The 17,020-nt window shown below is 49.1% G+C and carries 15 protein-coding genes; 5 read left to right on the top strand and 10 right to left on the bottom strand.

The window, feature by feature from the left end; genetic code table 11:
* Positions 1-3: 3 nt before the first annotated feature.
* Together P397_RS0111465 and hflX are read right to left on the bottom strand one after the other, a co-directional pair.
* A complete protein-coding gene (locus P397_RS0111465) occupies positions 4-1,281 on the bottom strand; it encodes a methionine gamma-lyase family protein (RefSeq protein WP_028106638.1) in 1,278 nt (425 codons plus the stop codon).
* Between the two features lie 2 nt (positions 1,282-1,283).
* Positions 1,284-2,525 carry a GTPase HflX gene (gene hflX, locus P397_RS0111470; RefSeq protein ID WP_026828750.1) on the bottom strand — a complete coding sequence of 414 codons (1,242 nt, stop codon included), beginning with the start codon at positions 2,523-2,525 and terminating at the stop codon, positions 1,284-1,286.
* A gap of 137 nt (positions 2,526-2,662) precedes the next feature.
* Here hflX and P397_RS0111475 point away from each other — a divergent pair, with 137 nt between their 5' ends.
* On the top strand, positions 2,663-3,637 hold the full coding sequence (locus P397_RS0111475) for a tyrosine-type recombinase/integrase (protein WP_028106639.1): 975 nt from the start codon (positions 2,663-2,665) through the stop codon (positions 3,635-3,637).
* Between the two features lie 63 nt (positions 3,638-3,700).
* On the opposite strand, the gene hfq is transcribed toward P397_RS0111475, so the two are convergent.
* From hfq to P397_RS0111500, 4 genes are all read right to left on the bottom strand, one after another.
* Positions 3,701-3,952, bottom strand: coding sequence for an RNA chaperone Hfq (gene hfq, locus P397_RS0111480; RefSeq protein WP_026833400.1), 252 nt, complete (start codon positions 3,950-3,952; stop codon positions 3,701-3,703).
* 43 nt (positions 3,953-3,995) lie between these two features.
* A complete protein-coding gene (gene miaA, locus P397_RS0111485) occupies positions 3,996-4,928 on the bottom strand; it encodes a tRNA (adenosine(37)-N6)-dimethylallyltransferase MiaA (protein WP_028106640.1) in 933 nt (310 codons plus the stop codon).
* 453 nt (positions 4,929-5,381) lie between these two features.
* Positions 5,382-6,380 (bottom strand): ABC transporter permease, encoded by a 999-nt coding sequence (locus tag P397_RS0111495; protein WP_026833402.1) that lies wholly within the window; start codon positions 6,378-6,380, stop codon positions 5,382-5,384.
* Positions 6,373-7,293 (bottom strand): ABC transporter ATP-binding protein, encoded by a 921-nt coding sequence (locus tag P397_RS0111500; protein ID WP_026828755.1) that lies wholly within the window; start codon positions 7,291-7,293, stop codon positions 6,373-6,375. Before P397_RS0111500 ends, P397_RS0111495 begins: the two co-directional genes overlap by 8 nt.
* Positions 7,294-7,419: 126 nt before the next feature.
* Here P397_RS0111500 and P397_RS0111505 point away from each other — a divergent pair, with 126 nt between their 5' ends.
* Positions 7,420-8,184: an SGNH/GDSL hydrolase family protein gene (locus tag P397_RS0111505; protein ID WP_028106641.1), complete on the top strand. Its 765-nt coding sequence runs from the start codon at positions 7,420-7,422 to the stop codon at positions 8,182-8,184.
* Positions 8,185-8,264: 80 nt separating this feature from the next.
* Here P397_RS0111505 and P397_RS0111510 read toward each other — a convergent pair whose 3' ends face one another.
* Positions 8,265-8,621, bottom strand: coding sequence for a DoxX family protein (locus P397_RS0111510; protein ID WP_026833404.1), 357 nt, complete (start codon positions 8,619-8,621; stop codon positions 8,265-8,267).
* Positions 8,622-8,830: 209 nt separating this feature from the next.
* Here P397_RS0111510 and P397_RS0111515 point away from each other — a divergent pair, with 209 nt between their 5' ends.
* Both P397_RS0111515 and P397_RS0111520 read left to right on the top strand, forming a co-directional pair.
* Complete coding sequence (locus P397_RS0111515; RefSeq protein WP_028106642.1) at positions 8,831-9,961, top strand: S1C family serine protease; 1,131 nt, start codon at positions 8,831-8,833, stop codon at positions 9,959-9,961.
* A 78-nt stretch (positions 9,962-10,039) separates the two neighbouring features.
* Complete coding sequence (locus P397_RS0111520) at positions 10,040-11,287, top strand: lysine N(6)-hydroxylase/L-ornithine N(5)-oxygenase family protein (RefSeq protein ID WP_028106643.1); 1,248 nt, start codon at positions 10,040-10,042, stop codon at positions 11,285-11,287.
* Positions 11,288-11,348: 61 nt separating this feature from the next.
* Here P397_RS0111520 and P397_RS0111525 read toward each other — a convergent pair whose 3' ends face one another.
* Both P397_RS0111525 and P397_RS0111530 read right to left on the bottom strand, forming a co-directional pair.
* Positions 11,349-12,209, bottom strand: a complete 861-nt coding sequence (locus P397_RS0111525; RefSeq protein ID WP_028106644.1) for a DUF4003 family protein — start codon at positions 12,207-12,209, stop codon at positions 11,349-11,351.
* Between the two features lie 138 nt (positions 12,210-12,347).
* Entirely contained in the window at positions 12,348-14,060 is a 1,713-nt protein-coding gene (locus tag P397_RS0111530; RefSeq protein ID WP_028106645.1) for an ABC transporter ATP-binding protein, read from the bottom strand.
* Positions 14,061-14,276: 216 nt separating this feature from the next.
* On the opposite strand from P397_RS0111530, the gene P397_RS0111535 reads away from it, so the two are divergent.
* Positions 14,277-15,707, top strand: a complete 1,431-nt coding sequence (locus P397_RS0111535; RefSeq protein ID WP_028106646.1) for a C40 family peptidase — start codon at positions 14,277-14,279, stop codon at positions 15,705-15,707.
* A 44-nt stretch (positions 15,708-15,751) separates the two neighbouring features.
* Here P397_RS0111535 and P397_RS0111540 read toward each other — a convergent pair whose 3' ends face one another.
* On the bottom strand, positions 15,752-16,939 hold the full coding sequence (locus P397_RS0111540) for a helix-turn-helix domain-containing protein (protein ID WP_028106647.1): 1,188 nt from the start codon (positions 16,937-16,939) through the stop codon (positions 15,752-15,754).
* Between the last annotated feature and the right edge of the window lie 81 nt (positions 16,940-17,020).

The raw sequence follows: 17,020 nt of genomic DNA on the forward strand, positions 1-17,020 counted from the left end.
ATTTTAAACCTGTTGTGTTTGAATCAGTTGTTGTTCCATTAATTGATTGACGGCCGAGACGATGGCGATCTTGACGTGACTGTATGTCAGCCCGCCCTGGACATAGGCCGTATACGGCGCCCGGATCGGACCATCTGCCGATAATTCGATCGATGAGCCTTGAATGAACGTTCCTGCGGCCATGATGACATCATCGGCATACCCCGGCATATAGTCCGGAATCGGCAAGGCTTGCGCATTGACCGGTGAAGCGGCTTGGATGGCCTGACAAAAGGCAATCATCGGCTCCGGCGCGTGGAAGGAGACCGATTGAATCAAGTCCGTCCGTTCAGCAGCGTAATGCGGAGCCGTATCGAAGCCGAACTGTTCCATCATGCTCGAGGTGAACATCGCCCCCATCAACGCCTGACTGACCGTATGCGGTGCCATGAAGAATCCTTGGTACATGTCCTGCAGCGAATAGAGCGAGGGACCTGCCTCTGCCCCGATTCCCGGTGTCGTCATCCGGAACGACGCCCGTTCGATCAAGTCACGGCGTCCGACGAGATAACCACCCGTCTTCGCAAGACCGCCGCCCGGATTTTTGATCAGCGAACCCGCCATCAGATCGGCACCGACATGTGTCGGTTCGATCGTCTCGACGAATTCTCCGTAACAATTGTCGACGAAGATGATGACGTGGGGATGTTTTGCTTTGATCGCTGCGATGGCTTCACCAATCTCGGCGACCGGTAAACTGCGACGCGTCGCGTATCCTTTTGAGCGCTGGATCCCGACGACTTTTGTCTTGTCCGTGATTCGGGCGAGGACCGCCTCGAGATCAATCGTTTCCGCCTGCTTCATCTCGACGACGTCATAGGTGACGCCGAGCTCTTTTAAGGAGCCGCGTCCGTCACCGCGGATACCGACGATTTCTTCGAGTGTATCGTACGGTTTTCCGGTGATATACAGCAGTTCATCCCCCGGCAACAATAAACCGAACAAGGCGATGCCGATCGCATGGGTCCCGCTGATGATCTGTGCCCGGCACAGTCCGGCTTCCGCACCGAAGACCGACGCGTAAATCCGCTCGAGATTATCGCGCCCTTCGTCGTTGTAGCCGTAACCGGTCGACGGCATGAAGTGGAAATCACTCACTTTATGCTCCCGAAAGGCATTCAGGACACGGAACTGATTGTGTTCCGCGACTTGTTGCGCTTTGCGGATTCCCGGCGCGATTTTTTCCTCCGCCCGCTCGACGAACGGACGGATTGTTTCATAATGCGTTAACTCTGTAAACATGCTTACACCTCGTATTGTTTCAATGTCGAGTAGAGCCGTGTATCCTTGCGTAAATAGCCTTTTAAGGTCACGGAGCCGTCCTCTTCATATTGTTCTGTTAAATTCATCATCACTTCTTTGGCCGGATTGTAATGTGCAAACGCATTGACCGGAATCCGGATCTCGAGATATTCGAGAATCTCACTGATTGCTTTTTCGATTTCGACGGTCAGCCGTTCGATATCCGCCGGATCAAGAGCGGAAATCAGCAGTTTTCCGCCCGTGAACAAGTCCGTCAACTGGTCTTTTTTATTAAAGACTTCGAGTTGCGGGATGTCACCGGCACCAAGTTCGTCGAGCACATCATTTGTCGTCTGCATCTGATTGAGATAATGCTCGCTTGATGCATCGATGACGTGAATGATCAAATCGGCTTCGAGCACTTCTTCGAGTGTCGAGCGGAACGCGGCAATCAATTTCGTCGGCAGGTCCTGAATGAATCCGACCGTGTCGGTCAGCAGAATCTGTCCGCCTTCCGGTAAGTCAAACTGACGTGTCAACGGATCAAGTGTTGCGAACAATTCGTTTTTCTCGTAGGTATCGGCATTCGTCAACCGGTTGAAAATCGTTGATTTCCCGGCATTCGTGTATCCGACCAGTGCGATTTGGAACGTCTGGTTTTCTTTCCGGCGTTCCCGGTACCGGGCGCGGTGGGCGACGGATGTTTCGAGTTGCTTCTTGATTTCATCCACACGACGGCGGATGTGCCGACGGTCGGTCTCAAGTTTTGATTCCCCCGGACCACGTGTCCCGATTCCGCCGCCGAGCCGCGACAGCTGCGTCCCCTGACCGCTTAAACGCGGCAACAGGTAACTCATCTGAGCGAGTTCGACTTGCAACTTCCCTTCGCGTGACTGGGCACGTCCGGCGAAGATGTCGAGAATCAACTGTGTCCGGTCGATCAATTTGATCGATTCCGGATCTTCAAGAGCAATCCGGATATTTTTCATCTGACCGGGTGTGACTTCTGCATTAAAAATAATCAAATCCGGTTCGAGTTCCTGCGCTAACGCGACAAGTTCCTCGACCTTCCCTTTTCCGATAAACGTCCGGCGGTCGATCGATTGACGCTTTTGATCGAGTCGCCCTACCACGACGGCGTGCGCAGTCGTAACGAGTGCTTCAAGCTCCGCGACCGATTCTTCATAGATATGATCCGGTACACCGGGGAGCTGACAACCGACGACGATGACGCGTTCTGACATATAATCATTCCTTTCAAAATAACAAACCTTCTGCGTCCCTAATCATACCACATGCACCCTGTCCTCTGAACTATTTTGGACAGGAAACATCCGTTCGGTTTATCATAAAGAAAAGTACTAAAAATAGGAGGTCCGTTATGGCACGAGAACGACTCGATTATCCTTTGCCGGAATTCATCGAACGGTATCTGTTTTTCCTGAGCGCGAGCGGCCGACAGGACTCGACGATCCGTCGGTACCGCTACGATTTGATTGAAATCCACCGCTACATGACCGAAGTCGACCAACCACTCGAGACGATCGACGACTTTAAGGCGATTCCGATTGAGACGTGGAAAACGTTCATCAACGAGTATTTAATCGAGGAGAAACTGTACCAACAGGCGACCGTCGCCCGAATCGTCAGTGTCCTCAACCAGGTCAACTATCAAATCCGTCAGACAAAATCAAAACTGATCGAGTACGCCCAGCCGACGCATGAGCTGACGCCGCAACATGTCGCGTCCCTTGCTGAATACGAACAATTGATCCGGACGAACCGGTCGGACCGCGGACTGACGGATCACCAACTCGTCGCCCGTCCCTACTTGATCGACCGCAACGAATTGATATTACGGCTCTTTTACCGTTACGGTCTTCGGGTTCACCACATCATCGGTCTGAAGATGCAGGACTTGAATTTCGCGCAACGCGAGATGACGGTCCACGACCGGCTTGGCAATGCGTACCTGCTCCACCTTGAACGTGACGATCAGGATCTGATGCTCGCGTATTTAAAGACGATACCGGAACCGGTTCGCCCGCGGTACCATTCGACGGATCCGTTTTTCGTCGCCTTTGACTTCTCACGGATGACATTTCGCTGGGTCTACAGCAAAAATGCCCCGAAACAATTGTCGATCGTCATGATCACGAAGATGATGCGCCAGCTGAATGAACGGTCGGACAATAAACGGATCATCACCCCGTCGATGTTACGCAACAGCTTCATCCTCGGAACGTATGTAGAAGAGTTGACGAAAGAAGAACGGTTGACGAAGACGTGTCTCTATAAAGACGTTTCACTGAGACGGTATGCGGAAGCGGTCGACGAGCTGAAAGATTTGTTGTAACAAAAAAAGGAGCAACGCCGTAGCGTTGCTCCATCAAGCAGACGGCCCCCCGGCCGTCTTTTTTTAACGAGTGACTTCTTCCGTCTCCGATTCTTGTTCATACAACGTCACATTCCGTGCCGGTGCGAACGTCGAGATCGCGTGTTTGTAGATCAATTGCTGTTTGCCTTCCGATTCTAAAATGACCGTGAAGTTATCAAACGATTTAATCAATCCCCGTAACTGATACCCACTGATTAAAAACACTGTCGTCGGAACCGAATCTTTTCGTAACTGATTTAAAAAATAGTCTTGAATGTTGTACGTCGCTTTCATAAGCCCCCGTGCCCCCTCTATTTTTATCTGTTTTTCTTTCAGGCTACTCCGATTTAACCGCTTTCAGGAACCCTACTGTTCTATCATAGATAATTTTGAAGTTTTCTTCAAATGAAAGCCTTCCCATTTCAACCCAATTTCCGTCAAATTGATGACGGAACCACGTCAATTGCCGTTTCGCAAAGCGGCGGGTGTTCCGCTTTAATGCGTCGACAGCCGGCTCAAGCGGCGCGCCGTCCAGCACAGGCATGATTTCCTTATAGCCGATCGCCTGCATCGCTTTCGTCTCCTGATAACCGGCTGCGACCAGTTGCTCGACTTCCGTCAGCAGTCCTTGTTCGAGCATCAGGTCGACACGCTGGTCGATCCGGGCATACAATTGGTCCCGGTCCTCCATATGTAGGACAAACAACAGACTGTCGTACAAACTCGGTTCGCTGCCCGAGACTTGTGTTTGCCCGCTCATCGCGACTTCAATCGCCCGGACGACCCGTTGGACATTGTTTGGATGAATCGCATCTGCCCGGGTTGTATCCAGCTGTCGCAAACGATCATGGAGGGCTTGCGCGCCCTCATCTTTGGCGAACTGTTCCAACTCCTGCCGTAATGCCTTATCTTCCGCCTGGACGGTAAATTGATAATCATACAAAATCGCCCGGATATAAAGCCCTGTCCCGCCGACGATGATCGGCAACTTGCCTTTTGCCGCGATCTCATCGATTGCGGCTCGCGCCAACGTCTGAAAACGGGCGACACTCATCTCGTCGTCCGGATCAACCAGATCGAGCAAATGATGCGGAATCCCTTCCATTTCTTCCTGCGTCACCTTCGCTGATCCGATGTCCATCTGTTTGTAGACTTGAACGGAGTCACCCGAAATGATTTCGCCGTTTAATTTTTTTGCTAATTCAATCCCTGTCTTCGTTTTTCCGACGGCGGTCGGTCCAACGATGACGATGACGGGTTGTTTATTCATGACATCACCATTCCTAGCTTATACGTGTTTGTAGTCAGTGTATCATATCTGTCTCCGGCTCAGACACGACAAAAAAAACCGCCTCCTTATGAAAGGAGCCGGTTCAATGAGTTCTGTTACACACGGCGGATGAAATCGTCGTATACCGCACTAAATACACACCATCCACAAATGACTAAACCTGTCAGCATAATTCCCCAATCAGCCATTTTTGGCACCTCCTCTGTCGTCTTTACATACCTTTTGACAAATCCGGACGTTCGTAAACCCTTTCAAGCAGGTTTGACACCAATTACTGGAATCGCTATGATAAAAGTACGATTGTTGCGTAGCGCAGAAGCCGACCTGCATCGGCTTCTTTTAAGAGGGATTCCCCTCTTGATTCCACGCAGATGCCCGACATCTGCAAAAAGCCCCTTTTCCATGATGGAGAAGGGGCTTTCTTGTCGTGTATCAGTACATATCTTTTTGCGTGAAGTTCCAGAACGCCACGATCAACGCACCAATTGTCCAACAGAGTAAGACAGCGAGCGAGAACGGTAACGTCATTCCTTCAATCGGTGGTGCTTGTCCATCAAGGTAGTTGATTAACCCAAAGTTCACGTTGACGAGATATTTCGAACTCGTCCAGCTTGAACCAAGTGTCGTCAACAATGTTCCGGAAATCAAGACAGCCATCATGATTCCGATACCGGTTGCTGTGTTCTTGACCAGAACCGACACCATTAAGGCAATCGTCGCCACTACGGCTGTGACGATCCAGGCGAGACCGATTGCCATCAACAGATATTCCCACATCGGAATCGTATGCACGAATTCGGTCGAGAACGTTCCGCTCGGTGAGGCTTGGAATCCGGTCAGTATCGGCGCGGTCCACCCGTCATATCCAAGGACGATTCCGGAAATCCCATAACAGACGGCGGCGGTCAGGGCCATCAGCATCGATGTATACAACAACGTCGTCAGCCATTTCGCCATCAAGATTTTCCAGCGCCGGACAGGTCGCGACAGTAAGGTTTTGATCGTTCCGTCATTTTGCTCCCCGCTGACGATATCCGCCATGATGACGATGATGAAGAGCGGGAGAATCAGCGTCAATCCTTGGGAGAAGAAAATCCGGATGAAGGTTGGTGCCCCCGGATAGTTCGGATTGATGTCATTGTCGAGATAGTATTGATTTTGTTTTAAGTCAAACTCAAGAAACTGACGAAACTCGTCTTGAATGCTGCTTGAGGCCAAACGGTTTTGCGTATCGACGATATCTTGTTGCAATTCGACACGCCAATCGAGTGTGCCTTGTTTCTTGATTTGCTCTTGAATGTCCCGGTACTGGGCATACGTAAACATCGAGACGAGGACAACTAAGATGATGGCGACGACGGCAAACCGTTTTTTCGAGGCAATCTTCATGACTTCGTTTCGGATCAGTCCGAGCATGTTCGGATTACGCAATGTGATCTCCTCCTGTCAATGTGATGAAGAGATCTTCGAGCGTCTGGACTTTCCGTTCGATCGTCCACACTTCGACGCCCGCTTCAAACAATTGTTTGTTGAGCGTTGGTGTCTTGCTGGCATCCATTAACGTATGGACGGTATTCGCGTCAACGATTTCCGAGACTTGGACGTCAGGAGACGCCGACAGGATCTCGTTTGCCTTAAAGGCATCATCGACACGCCAGTCAACACCCGGTGCAAGCGACTCAACCAGTTCCTTGACCGTTCCGACTTGAACGATCTTTCCGTAACTCATGATGGCGACACGATCCGCCAACATCTCAATCTCTGCCAGGATATGGCTCGAGACGAGGACCGATAAGCCGGTCTCATCCACTAACTTCCGGATGAACTGACGTAAATCACGGATTCCCATCGGATCGAGTCCGTTCGTCGGTTCGTCAAGAATCAAGACATCCGGACGGCCAAGCAAGGCTTGGGCAATCCCGAGACGCTGACGCATCCCAAGGGAATATGTCCGGACTTGATCGTCGACCCGTGCTGTCAAATCGACCAAGTCGATGACTTCTTGAATCCGGGCTTCATCGACGTTTGGTAACATCCGTGAAAAGACTTGCAGATTTTCGCGCCCCGTTAAATATTTATAGAGCTCCGGGTTTTCAACGATCGAACCGATTCGTTGCATCGCTTGAACAAATTGTTTGCGCACATCAAAGTCGCACACGGTAATTTTTCCTGATGTCGGTTTAATCAGACCGACGAGCATCCGGATGGTCGTCGTCTTCCCGGCACCGTTTGGTCCGAGGAATCCAAAGACTTCACCTGGGAAGATTTCAAATGAAATATTGTCGATGATTGTCTTTTTTCCAATGACCTTTGTGACTGATTCTAATTTTACAGTTGGTTTCACGTCTCTCACCTCTTAGTATCTATTCTAGCGGAATAATGAATGATTTACCTTATTGGAACACTTCAAAACCGCACATTTCGAAAAGTTTTGCTACAATCATAGTAACAGCAAAAGGAGGAACGGTTCATGAAACGATATGTTTGGCCACTTTTTTTAGTAGTTTCTCTTATTCTAACGGCAGTCTTTGGGTACGGTTTCGCCAGTGCCTACAATGATGTCGTCAATCCACCAAAACGAGCCGTCTTGACTCCAACCAAGGAAGAACCGGTCAAAAAAGGCGGGACGTACGTCGCGCTGGGTGATTCCCTGACACGTGGTGTCGGTGCCTCAAACGGAAACAGTTATGCCGCCATCGTCGGTCGCGATCTTGTCAAAAACGATCGTGTCGAACGTTTCCAAAATCTAGCCGTCAGCGGAGCACGGACGGAGGATCTCTTAAAACAGCTCGAACAAAAAGAAGTCCGTCGTACGTTGTCGCAAGCAAAAGTCATTTCGGTGACAATCGGCGGGAATGATTTGTTTAACCGCGGTGAAGGTGTCGCAAACTTTGATGCCAAAAAAACAGCAGCCACGATTGAGACTGCTCAAAACAATCTGGCAAAAACCTTCAGCATCTTACGGGAAGAAAATCCGGATGCCGTCATCTTCTATGTCGGACTGTATAATCCATTCCGCGCAAGCGAAAATGGAGAAGCGTTTGACGCCATCGTTCAAGAGTGGAACGCTAAATCACGGACACTCGGTATCAAACATGATATCGAAATCATCGATACGTTTAACCTCGTACGTGATGTCAAACGTGATCTTTCAAGCGATCAATTCCATCCAAACGATGCCACGTATGAAGACATCGCCAACTCAGCCATTCTTGCTGTCGAAAAACGTTTTTAAACAAAAAGGGTTACCTGGAGCACAAGCGCTGCTCCGGGTAACTCTTTTTATATAATTAGATTCTCTTGTTCGACTAAACCTTATTTCAAGCGTTTAGCGAGTGCAATCAACACCCATTGCAACGGCAGGCGTGTCCATAAAGCCCAAGCCGGCAAATTTTTTCCGTTGATTGGTTTTGGATTGACGGCCATGTTGATATTAGCCGGCAAGACGGCATAGAGGAAGCCCGGTAACGTCTTGCGGACGATATCGACACCCCGACCTGACAGTAACATCAGCCCGTACAATACTTCGATGACCCCGGACAGTTGTACGAAAAAGCGTTTGAACGGGATGAAAGCGGGCATAATCTTAACAAATCCCTTTTCATTTCGAAAATGACCGATCCCGGCGAACAGCAAGCCGCCACCATACAACACACGCAGTACATACTTCATCTGAAACATCTCCCTTTGTGACTAAGTTTGTTACTAGGTACGAAACACACTCAGTGTACCGAACTCCCCGTCTTCGCTCAACTGTTTGAGATTGTCGTCAAATTGTGGGGAATGATGAGTCATTTCGGAAAAACGACCGTAATTTCATTTCCCGCAGATGAATCTGATACATTAAGGACAGAACAATACACACGAAAGGATTGATTTTGATGGCAGGAAAAACGAGACAACTTTTACCGGGGCTAACCGGAGGCATCATTGGTGCCGTACTTACCGCAACAGTCGCCTTTCCAATTTTGATGGATCAAGAACAGCAAGTCGCTGACACTCCTTTGTCGAACGGGATGCCGAAACAAGTGTCGACGACGACCAATGATCCCGTCACGAATGCGGTCGCGACAGCGCAAAAATCCGTCGTCACGGTCACGAATTACCAATCCGGGAACGCCATGAACCAAGAGGAAGCTGCCAGTGGTTCCGGTTCTGGAGTCATCTATAAAAAATCGGACGATAAAGCGTATATCATCACCAATCATCACGTCGTCGACGGTGCTTCGAAACTCGATGTAACCTTAAACAACGGAGAAACAATCAGTGCCAAATTACTCGGCAGCGACGAGACGTATGATCTCGCAGTCCTTGAAGTCGAGGCAAAAGACGTTCCGTCCGTCATCACCCTTGGAAAATCAGCCGATTTAAAAGCCGGACAAACGGTCCTCGCGATCGGGAACCCGCTTGGTGAGTTCCAGAACTCCGTTACCCGCGGGATCGTCAGTTCCAACGATCGGACTGTCCCTGTCGATACGAACAAGGATGGACAGGACGACTTCAATACGACCGTCATCCAGACGGATGCCGCCATCAATCCGGGGAATTCCGGTGGCGCGTTAATTAACGAACAGGGACAACTCGTCGGCATCAACTCGATGAAGATCGCCGAGACCGGTGTCGAAGGCGTCGGCTTCAGCATTCCGATTGACGACGCGTTACCGATCTTAAAACAACTCGAGACCGACGGCGAAGTGAAACATCCGACGCTCGGCGTCTCGCTCCAGGATGTATCGGCGTTCCCGGCCGGTTATCTGCTTGATCAAGTCCAGTTGCCGGAATCACAAAAAACAGGTGTCGTCGTCATGTCGGTTGAACCGAACAGTCCTGCCGCATCCGCGAAACTGAAAACGGGTGACGTCATCACGAAGATCAATGATGAAGCAATCAAAAGTTTTGTTGACATTAAAACGGCCCTCATCAAATCCGACGGGAATGTCACGTTGACGATCATTCGTGACGGAAAACAACTGACGGTGTCGACGCAAACCACAACGACCGATCAACTGTAAACAATTGTCAAGGTACGTTTCAACCCCCTCCTATATCGGGTATTGTTTTATAACAATATCGATTGGGAGGCTTTTTTTATGTATGATTTAATTGGTGTCGGTATCGGACCGATGAATTTAGGCTTAAGCGCCCTGGCTCATCCAACCCCGTTGCGGACGTTATTTTTTGATGAAAGTGAACAGTTTTCTTGGCATCCCGGCATGATGATCAAAGATTCGATGATGCAAACAAGCTTCATCTCTGATCTTGTCACCCTCGCCGATCCGACCAGCCCGTTTACGTATTTAAATTATTTGCGGTCGATCAATCGTCTGCACACCTTTTATTTTTATGAAAAACTACTTATTTCCCGTCAGGAGTACAATGCCTACCTGAAATGGGTATCGACTCAACTGGAAGACCTGCACTTTTCGACACGTGTCATCGACATTCAAGATACCGGTGACAGCTACGAAGTGCTTGTCGAAGAAGTCGCAACCGGCAAACGGACGACATACGAAACACGGAATATCGTGCTTGGTACAGGTTCAAAACCATCGATTCCCGCTAGTTTTGATGACGGAGTCATTCATAATACACAGTACGTCATGGAAAAGGAATCTCTGCTCAAACAAGAGAAGGTCAGCATCGTCGGCTCCGGTCAAAGCGCAGCTGAAATTTTCCTCGACCTGCTCACGAGTGACCGTCCTGAGACGTTTGAGCTCGAATGGATTTCCCGGTCCACGATCTTCGAAACACTCGAGACCGGTAAACTGGGAGAAGAAATCTTTTCGCCGAGCTACGTCCAGTACTTCAACAGCCTGCCGCTTGAAACGAGACAAGACGCGGTGACGAAGTTTGCCCGGTCGCAAAACGGCATCAGTCCCGAGACACTTCAGGCCATTTATGAACATCTGTATGACCTGCCTCAGGACGATGCAAAACGGATCAATATTCGTGCCAATCTGGAAGTGAACCAGATTACCCGTGAACAGGACTTTACAATCTCCATGCGCCATACGGAACTACACGATGAACGGACATCCAAAACCGGTGCTGTCGTCGCTGCAACCGGCTTCGTTCCATCGTTGCCGCGTTTCGTCAACCGGCTCGACATCGAGTTTGAAGGAGAACAGGCCTGGAAGGTCGATGCCAATTACCGGATTCATCGAACCGTCAAAGCGAACCACCATCTGTATGCGACGACGAACCTCGAATTGTCGCACGGTCCGGCTGCTGATAATCTCGGAATGTCGGTCTCGCGCAATCAATTGATTTTAAATGATGTCGCGGGAAAAGAATTGTATCCGGTCGAACAACACGCGACGTTTACGACGTTCAACTAACTGACTGCAATAACAAACGATCCTCAGCCTATCCGCCGAGGATCGTTTTTAGTGTGTTGTTTCAAGGCTTTTTTGTCAGTTCCAGCGTCGCAAGAATCAATAACGCCGATTGGATCCGGCTTTGACCTGTTTTCGCGAGCAATAAATGAAACGCGATCAGCCAATTGACCTCGTCTGAAAATCGATTGCGCGAGCGCTCCCGATCGACGATCCGCGTCACATAAATCATATCGACCCGTTCTGTCGTTTCAAGTAACGCCAGTAACGGAAACAACCGGTCCCAGATTCGCACTTCCCGCTCCTCGAGCATTCCGCACCAGATTTGGATACGTTTTTTTCGAGCATCGAGGTCCGGTAACGCTCCCAAAATTTGGGCCGTCATCAACCGTTCGCTTGACGGGCTCATCCACTGCTCGAGCCATTGCTCGGACTGTTCGATTGTCCCGAAAAAGTTCTCCGGTAAGGGACCGGTCTCCATTAACGTCGAGGCAACGACATATTGTTTGGCCAGATTGAGGACAGGATGTGTTTTTTGCAGTTCCGTCATCAGCGGCAAGGCATCGATGCCTTGTTGCCGGTTCAACACTTCACCCAGTGCAAAAAACGGACGCACCGCTTTTTCTTTAATCAGACGTCGCTTAATGTGTTTTTCGGCTTCAATCACACGCTCGAGCAGTCGTTCCGGTTCGTTGCTGTTGAGTTCGATATGGGAGATCAACAGCGGCGTATAACGGCTGCGTAATGCCGAAAACCGGGTCGTCTTCTGCTTGACGATCTGCATCATCCGGTCGTAAACCGCCTTCTCGAAGACGGTATTGTGAATCGTGTACGACAGCGCAAAAAAACGGTGGAAGTCATGTGAACTTTCCTCATGCAGGGTCGAATAGGTTTCGTTGTAGTTTTCACAAAATAATCCATACATGTTCCTGTCCTCCCTTCCCTTATATGTTCCCCCTTCCCTTGAAATCATTCCGCTTTCCTCAGACGATCAATGGGTTTGCAGACAAAAAAAGCCGGAAGCTCCTTTTCATGTACAGAAAAGAGAACTTCCGACTTGGCGTTAGACGCGTTGTCGATCCAGTAAACGGGAGAAATACCCGCCGTTTTCGACCAGTTCTTCGTGCGTCCCGTCTTCAACGATGCCGTCTTTCGTGACGACCAAAATACGGTCGGCTTGACGAATCGTGGCCAGACGGTGGGCGATAATCAGTGTGGTTCGGTCTTTTGACAGTTCGGCCAGTGACTCTTGAATGATCGCTTCCGTCTCTGTATCGAGTGCTGAAGTTGCTTCATCCAAGATGAGGATCGGCGGATTTTTCAAGAACATCCGGGCGATGGCCAACCGTTGTTTTTGTCCACCGGATAATTTTAAGCCGCGCTCCCCGATTTGTGTATCAAATCCGTCCGGTAAATCGGCAATCATCTGACTTAAGTGTGCGCGTTCCGCTGCTTCGATGATTTGTTCACGACTTGCCGTCAAATCCCCATAAGCGATATTTTCGGCGATTGTCCCGGAAAACAGGAACACATCCTGTTGGACGATGCCAATTTGTTGCCGGAGCGAGCTTTTTGTCATCTGACGGATATCGATTCCGTCAATCGTGATCGCTCCGTCAAGTACATCGTAAAATCGTGGAATCAACGAACAAATCGTCGTTTTCCCGGCACCGGATGTCCCGACGAAGGCAATCGTCTGACCCGGTTCGACCGACAGACTGATGTCTTTTAAAATCAAACGATCCGCTTCATAACCGAAGCTGACGTCATCAAACCGAATCGCGCCGCGTAACGTCGAGACGTGAACGGCGTCCGGGGCGTCCTTGAGTTCCTCATCGTGATCAATCATCTCGAGGAAACGTTTGAAACCTGCCATTCCTTTTGGATACAACTCAAGCAACGCCGTGATCTTATCGATCGGTTTGAGCAAGATATTCATGTACAGGATGAAACCGACGAGTTCTCCGTAAGTGAGTTTTCCGGTATAGCTGAGGTAAGCACCGACGACGAGGACAGCGAGGGTCATCAAACGTGTCGTCAAGTAAATGCCTGACAGACTCGTACTCATGACTTTATAGGCACTAATCTTTGATTTACGGAACGTCGTGTTGTCCTTCTCGAAGCGAGCCACTTCGTGTGCTTCGTTCGTAAACGATTGAACGACCCGGATACCCGACACACTATCCTCGACCCGGGAATTGACCTCGGCGATGTTCCCATACATCCGGTCCCATGAACGATTCATTCGAACGTTGGCGTAACTGATCAACCAAATCAAGAACGGGACGGCAATGATCGTGACGAGTGCAAGCGGCACATTGATCGTCAGCATGATGGAGAAAGCACCAATTAACGTCATGACAGCGATGAAGGCGTCTTCCGGACCGTGGTGGGCAAGTTCTCCGATATCAAATAAATCGTTTGTGATCCGACTCATGATGTGACCGGTCTTCGTATTGTCAAAAAAGCGGAATGACTGTTTTTGGACGTGTCCAAACAACTGGCGCCGCATATCCGTCTCGATGTTGATGCCGAGTTTGTGCCCGTAGTAGTTGACGACAAACTGCATCAATGTGCTGATGACGTACAATCCAAGCAATCCGATGCTGACGAGAATGATCCAGTTCAACTCGCTGTTCGGTAACAACGAATCGATGAACCATGCGACAGCAAGCGGAAAAGCGAGCTCCAGCAGTCCGACGAACAAGGCGGACGAAAAATCGAGCCAAAACAATCGTTTATGCGGTATGTAATAGTGATAAAACCGTTTTAACATGCAAGTCCTCCTCCCAAATTACCTTTAGTGTACAGGATAACTGAAAATAATTCTCGTTTACAAATCTTTCTTGTTTTCTTGAAAATGAATCGAATTTCTTTCTTAAAAAATATATTTTAAAATCAGGGGAATTCCCTGCTTGTTATGACAAAATGGTAACAATGATTCGATTTCTGATCGAACTGGATTCGTTATTTTGGAAGGGAGCCACACTACGTGAAAAAGACTTTTCTCACTTTGACGACCCTCGCGCTGATCAGCTCAGCTACCGGCGTCGAAGCCGCATCAACGACACTCATCTTGACAGACAACGTCAACATCCGGACTGCTGCCACTACTTCCGCTCCAGTCATTACCACCCTAAAAAAAGGAACGACTGTCACGGCCGTCAAGAAAACGGGATCTTGGTACGAAATTCGTCACCAGTCGAAAAAAGCTTTCATCACTGCCGCCTACGTCAAAACGGTGCCAGCAAAAGCAGCCACAACCACGACCTACATAACGAACACTGCTTCCGTGAACGTCCGTGAGAAGGCAACGACATCATCCAAATCGCTTGGTAAACTCGCTAAAAATGTGAATCTGGCTGTTAAAAAGAAAACCGGTGACTGGTACGAAATTACGTATCAGAAAAAACCGGCTTTCGTGCACACGACGCTCGTCACGGCTAAAACATCAACGGTGACGACGGGCTCTAAACCACCGGTCACGACTCCGGTCACACCACCGGCTTCAACGGCCGTCAAAGCAGTCGATTCATCGAAACAATATGAAGTCAATGCCAAGGAAGGTCTGAACGCCCGTCTGTCGGCTTCAACGACCGGCAAGATTTATAAGACATTACCGCATAAAACGGTCTTGAAGGTCACGGGTGCAGTCGACTCGTGGTACCAAGTTCAACTCGACGGGAAAAATGTGTACGTCGCGTCGAATTATGTGCTGGCGTCAGCAAAAGAAACACCGCCTGCGCCGGGTGTCTCCGTCACACCGGTCGATCAGTCGAAACCGTATAAAGTCAACGCCCCGACCGGCTTAAACGTCCGGACGGCCCCAAGTACGACGTCGACGGTATTTACGCAACTGGCTCACGGATCGTCGGTTCAAGTATCCGGTGAAACAACCGGTACAAGCACCGGCTGGTATCAGATCAAGATTGGAACGACGTATTATTACGTTGCCAAAAGCTACATCACGACCGGATCCGTCACGTCTCCGGTGACACCACCCGTCACACCGCCTGCACCGACGATTCCGGCTTCCGGCATCATGGAAAAAGCGATCTCGATCGGACAAAAATATCTCGGGACACCGTACGTCTGGGGTTCAAGCAGTCCGGTCAACGGTGGATTCGATTGTTCCGGCTTCATCAACTACACGTTGAACACAGCGGGTTATAAAGTGGCTCGGACAAACGTCAACGGCTACTGGAACAACGATGGCTACCTCGGTCAAAAGTTATCAAAATTACGTCAACCGGTCCGCGGCGACATCATTTTCTTTGAAAATACGTACGCAGCAGGTCCGACCCACATTGGCATCATGTTGAACAACGATCAGTTCATTCATGCCAATACACCGTCTCTCGGCATCAGCCGTCTGTCTGAACGCTATTGGACACAAAAATTACTTGGTTTTAAAGCGCTTTGATGTAAAAAAGCTCTACCCGGAACAGTATCCGGATAGAGCTTTTTTTAATGCAGTTCTGCCAATAGTTGCTCTATTTTCTGTTTGAAATAACCACGTGAAAGATGCGCCGTCATTTGTTCAACCTCGTCCCGGTGTTCAAGACCGGTCCCTTTCGTCATCGCAAGCGCTAGCGTCTGCAACATTTCCGACAAATCATATTCGCTCGCAACCCGCCAAATATGTACATTGCCCCAGATTTTTGCCACGGCTCCCTGTAAATCAAACTCCAATTTTTCGCCAGGCTGTTGCCATAAACAAAGATAGACCTCTAACTGTCCGATATAATGGTAACTGGCTTCGATATCGACTTCTACCAAGCGTTCTCGGGCATAACGAATGCCGGCATAGTCTTTTTGGTGAATCGCGATGCTTCCTTTCGTCAATTCGACGAGAAGACGCTCATACACGTTCGCTTCGGTAAATAAAAAGAAATGATTTAATTTGTCGAGTTCAGTTTTTGCCGACGCATAGTCCCCGGTCAGACTCAAGAAAAGTGCCAGCAAACGGTGATAGGAAATGACCTCAATATAAACCCCTTTCTCTCGCATATAGGCAATTCCTTCCCGCAATAAGACGATGGACTCGGTCCAGTTGTCCTCTTTCACACTGACCCGAAGTGCTTGTAACATCTGATAATCAAGAAACGTCTCGTGCGAAAGCGGAATATCCTGAATGATCATCATTGCATCAATCAATTGATAGGCCTCTTCATACCGACGCAGAAAAAACAGGAAATAGACTTTTGAAATTTGTACTTCGATTTGTTGATCCCGTAGGTCAAGATTTTTAAAAATATCAAATGCCAATTCAAAATAACGAAGACCTTCCTCCGGATTCAAAAAACGTAAAGCAAAACCGTATTTATGATAGATTTGCCCCTGCCAATAGGAAGGAACAGCCGGATCAAGATACGGGCTTAACATCTCAATGATCTGTTGCTCACTATAATACTTACTTTTCGGCGACTCAATTTGTTCCAAGAGTTGCTTCATTTCCGTGACACGCGGATCGAGCAGGAGTTCGTCCACCGAGACATGCAACCGTTCAGCAATCCGTTGCAGCGCCGGCAAGGACGGTGTTGCTTTTCCATTCTCGATCATGCTGAGCATCGATTTGGTCATGATACCTTCAGCGACTTCCGACTGTGTCATTTTTTTCGTTTTTCGTAATGTTTTGATTCGTGTTCCCAGCATCTTGTCACCCTCACCCGAACATAAAGTTCAATTTAATTTAACTTTTATATTTACAATTCTTCCCTGTTCCTCTAGTATAAA

Source organism: Exiguobacterium undae DSM 14481 (genome assembly GCF_000620805.1).
In the GTDB taxonomy this organism is placed as follows: Bacteria; Bacillota; Bacilli; order Exiguobacteriales; family Exiguobacteriaceae; genus Exiguobacterium_A; species Exiguobacterium_A undae.

What these genes read in the sequence shown, in the direction of transcription:
- P397_RS0111525 (WP_028106644.1), bottom strand. Translation starts at nt 12,209, where the DNA reads ATGTATGGATTATTTTGTGAAAACTACAACGAAACCTATTCGACCCTG.
- P397_RS0111505 (WP_028106641.1), top strand. Translation starts at nt 7,420, where the DNA reads ATGAAACGATATGTTTGGCCACTTTTTTTAGTAGTTTCTCTTATTCTA.
- hflX (WP_026828750.1), bottom strand. Translation starts at nt 2,525, where the DNA reads ATGTCAGAACGCGTCATCGTCGTCGGTTGTCAGCTCCCCGGTGTACCG.
- P397_RS0111540 (WP_028106647.1), bottom strand. Translation starts at nt 16,939, where the DNA reads ATGCTGGGAACACGAATCAAAACATTACGAAAAACGAAAAAAATGACA.
- P397_RS0111475 (WP_028106639.1), top strand. Translation starts at nt 2,663, where the DNA reads ATGGCACGAGAACGACTCGATTATCCTTTGCCGGAATTCATCGAACGG.
- P397_RS0111530 (WP_028106645.1), bottom strand. Translation starts at nt 14,060, where the DNA reads ATGTTAAAACGGTTTTATCACTATTACATACCGCATAAACGATTGTTT.
- P397_RS0111465 (WP_028106638.1), bottom strand. Translation starts at nt 1,281, where the DNA reads ATGTTTACAGAGTTAACGCATTATGAAACAATCCGTCCGTTCGTCGAG.
- miaA (WP_028106640.1), bottom strand. Translation starts at nt 4,928, where the DNA reads ATGAATAAACAACCCGTCATCGTCATCGTTGGACCGACCGCCGTCGGA.
- P397_RS0111520 (WP_028106643.1), top strand. Translation starts at nt 10,040, where the DNA reads ATGTATGATTTAATTGGTGTCGGTATCGGACCGATGAATTTAGGCTTA.
- hfq (WP_026833400.1), bottom strand. Translation starts at nt 3,952, where the DNA reads ATGAAAGCGACGTACAACATTCAAGACTATTTTTTAAATCAGTTACGA.
- P397_RS0111515 (WP_028106642.1), top strand. Translation starts at nt 8,831, where the DNA reads ATGGCAGGAAAAACGAGACAACTTTTACCGGGGCTAACCGGAGGCATC.
- P397_RS0111510 (WP_026833404.1), bottom strand. Translation starts at nt 8,621, where the DNA reads ATGAAGTATGTACTGCGTGTGTTGTATGGTGGCGGCTTGCTGTTCGCC.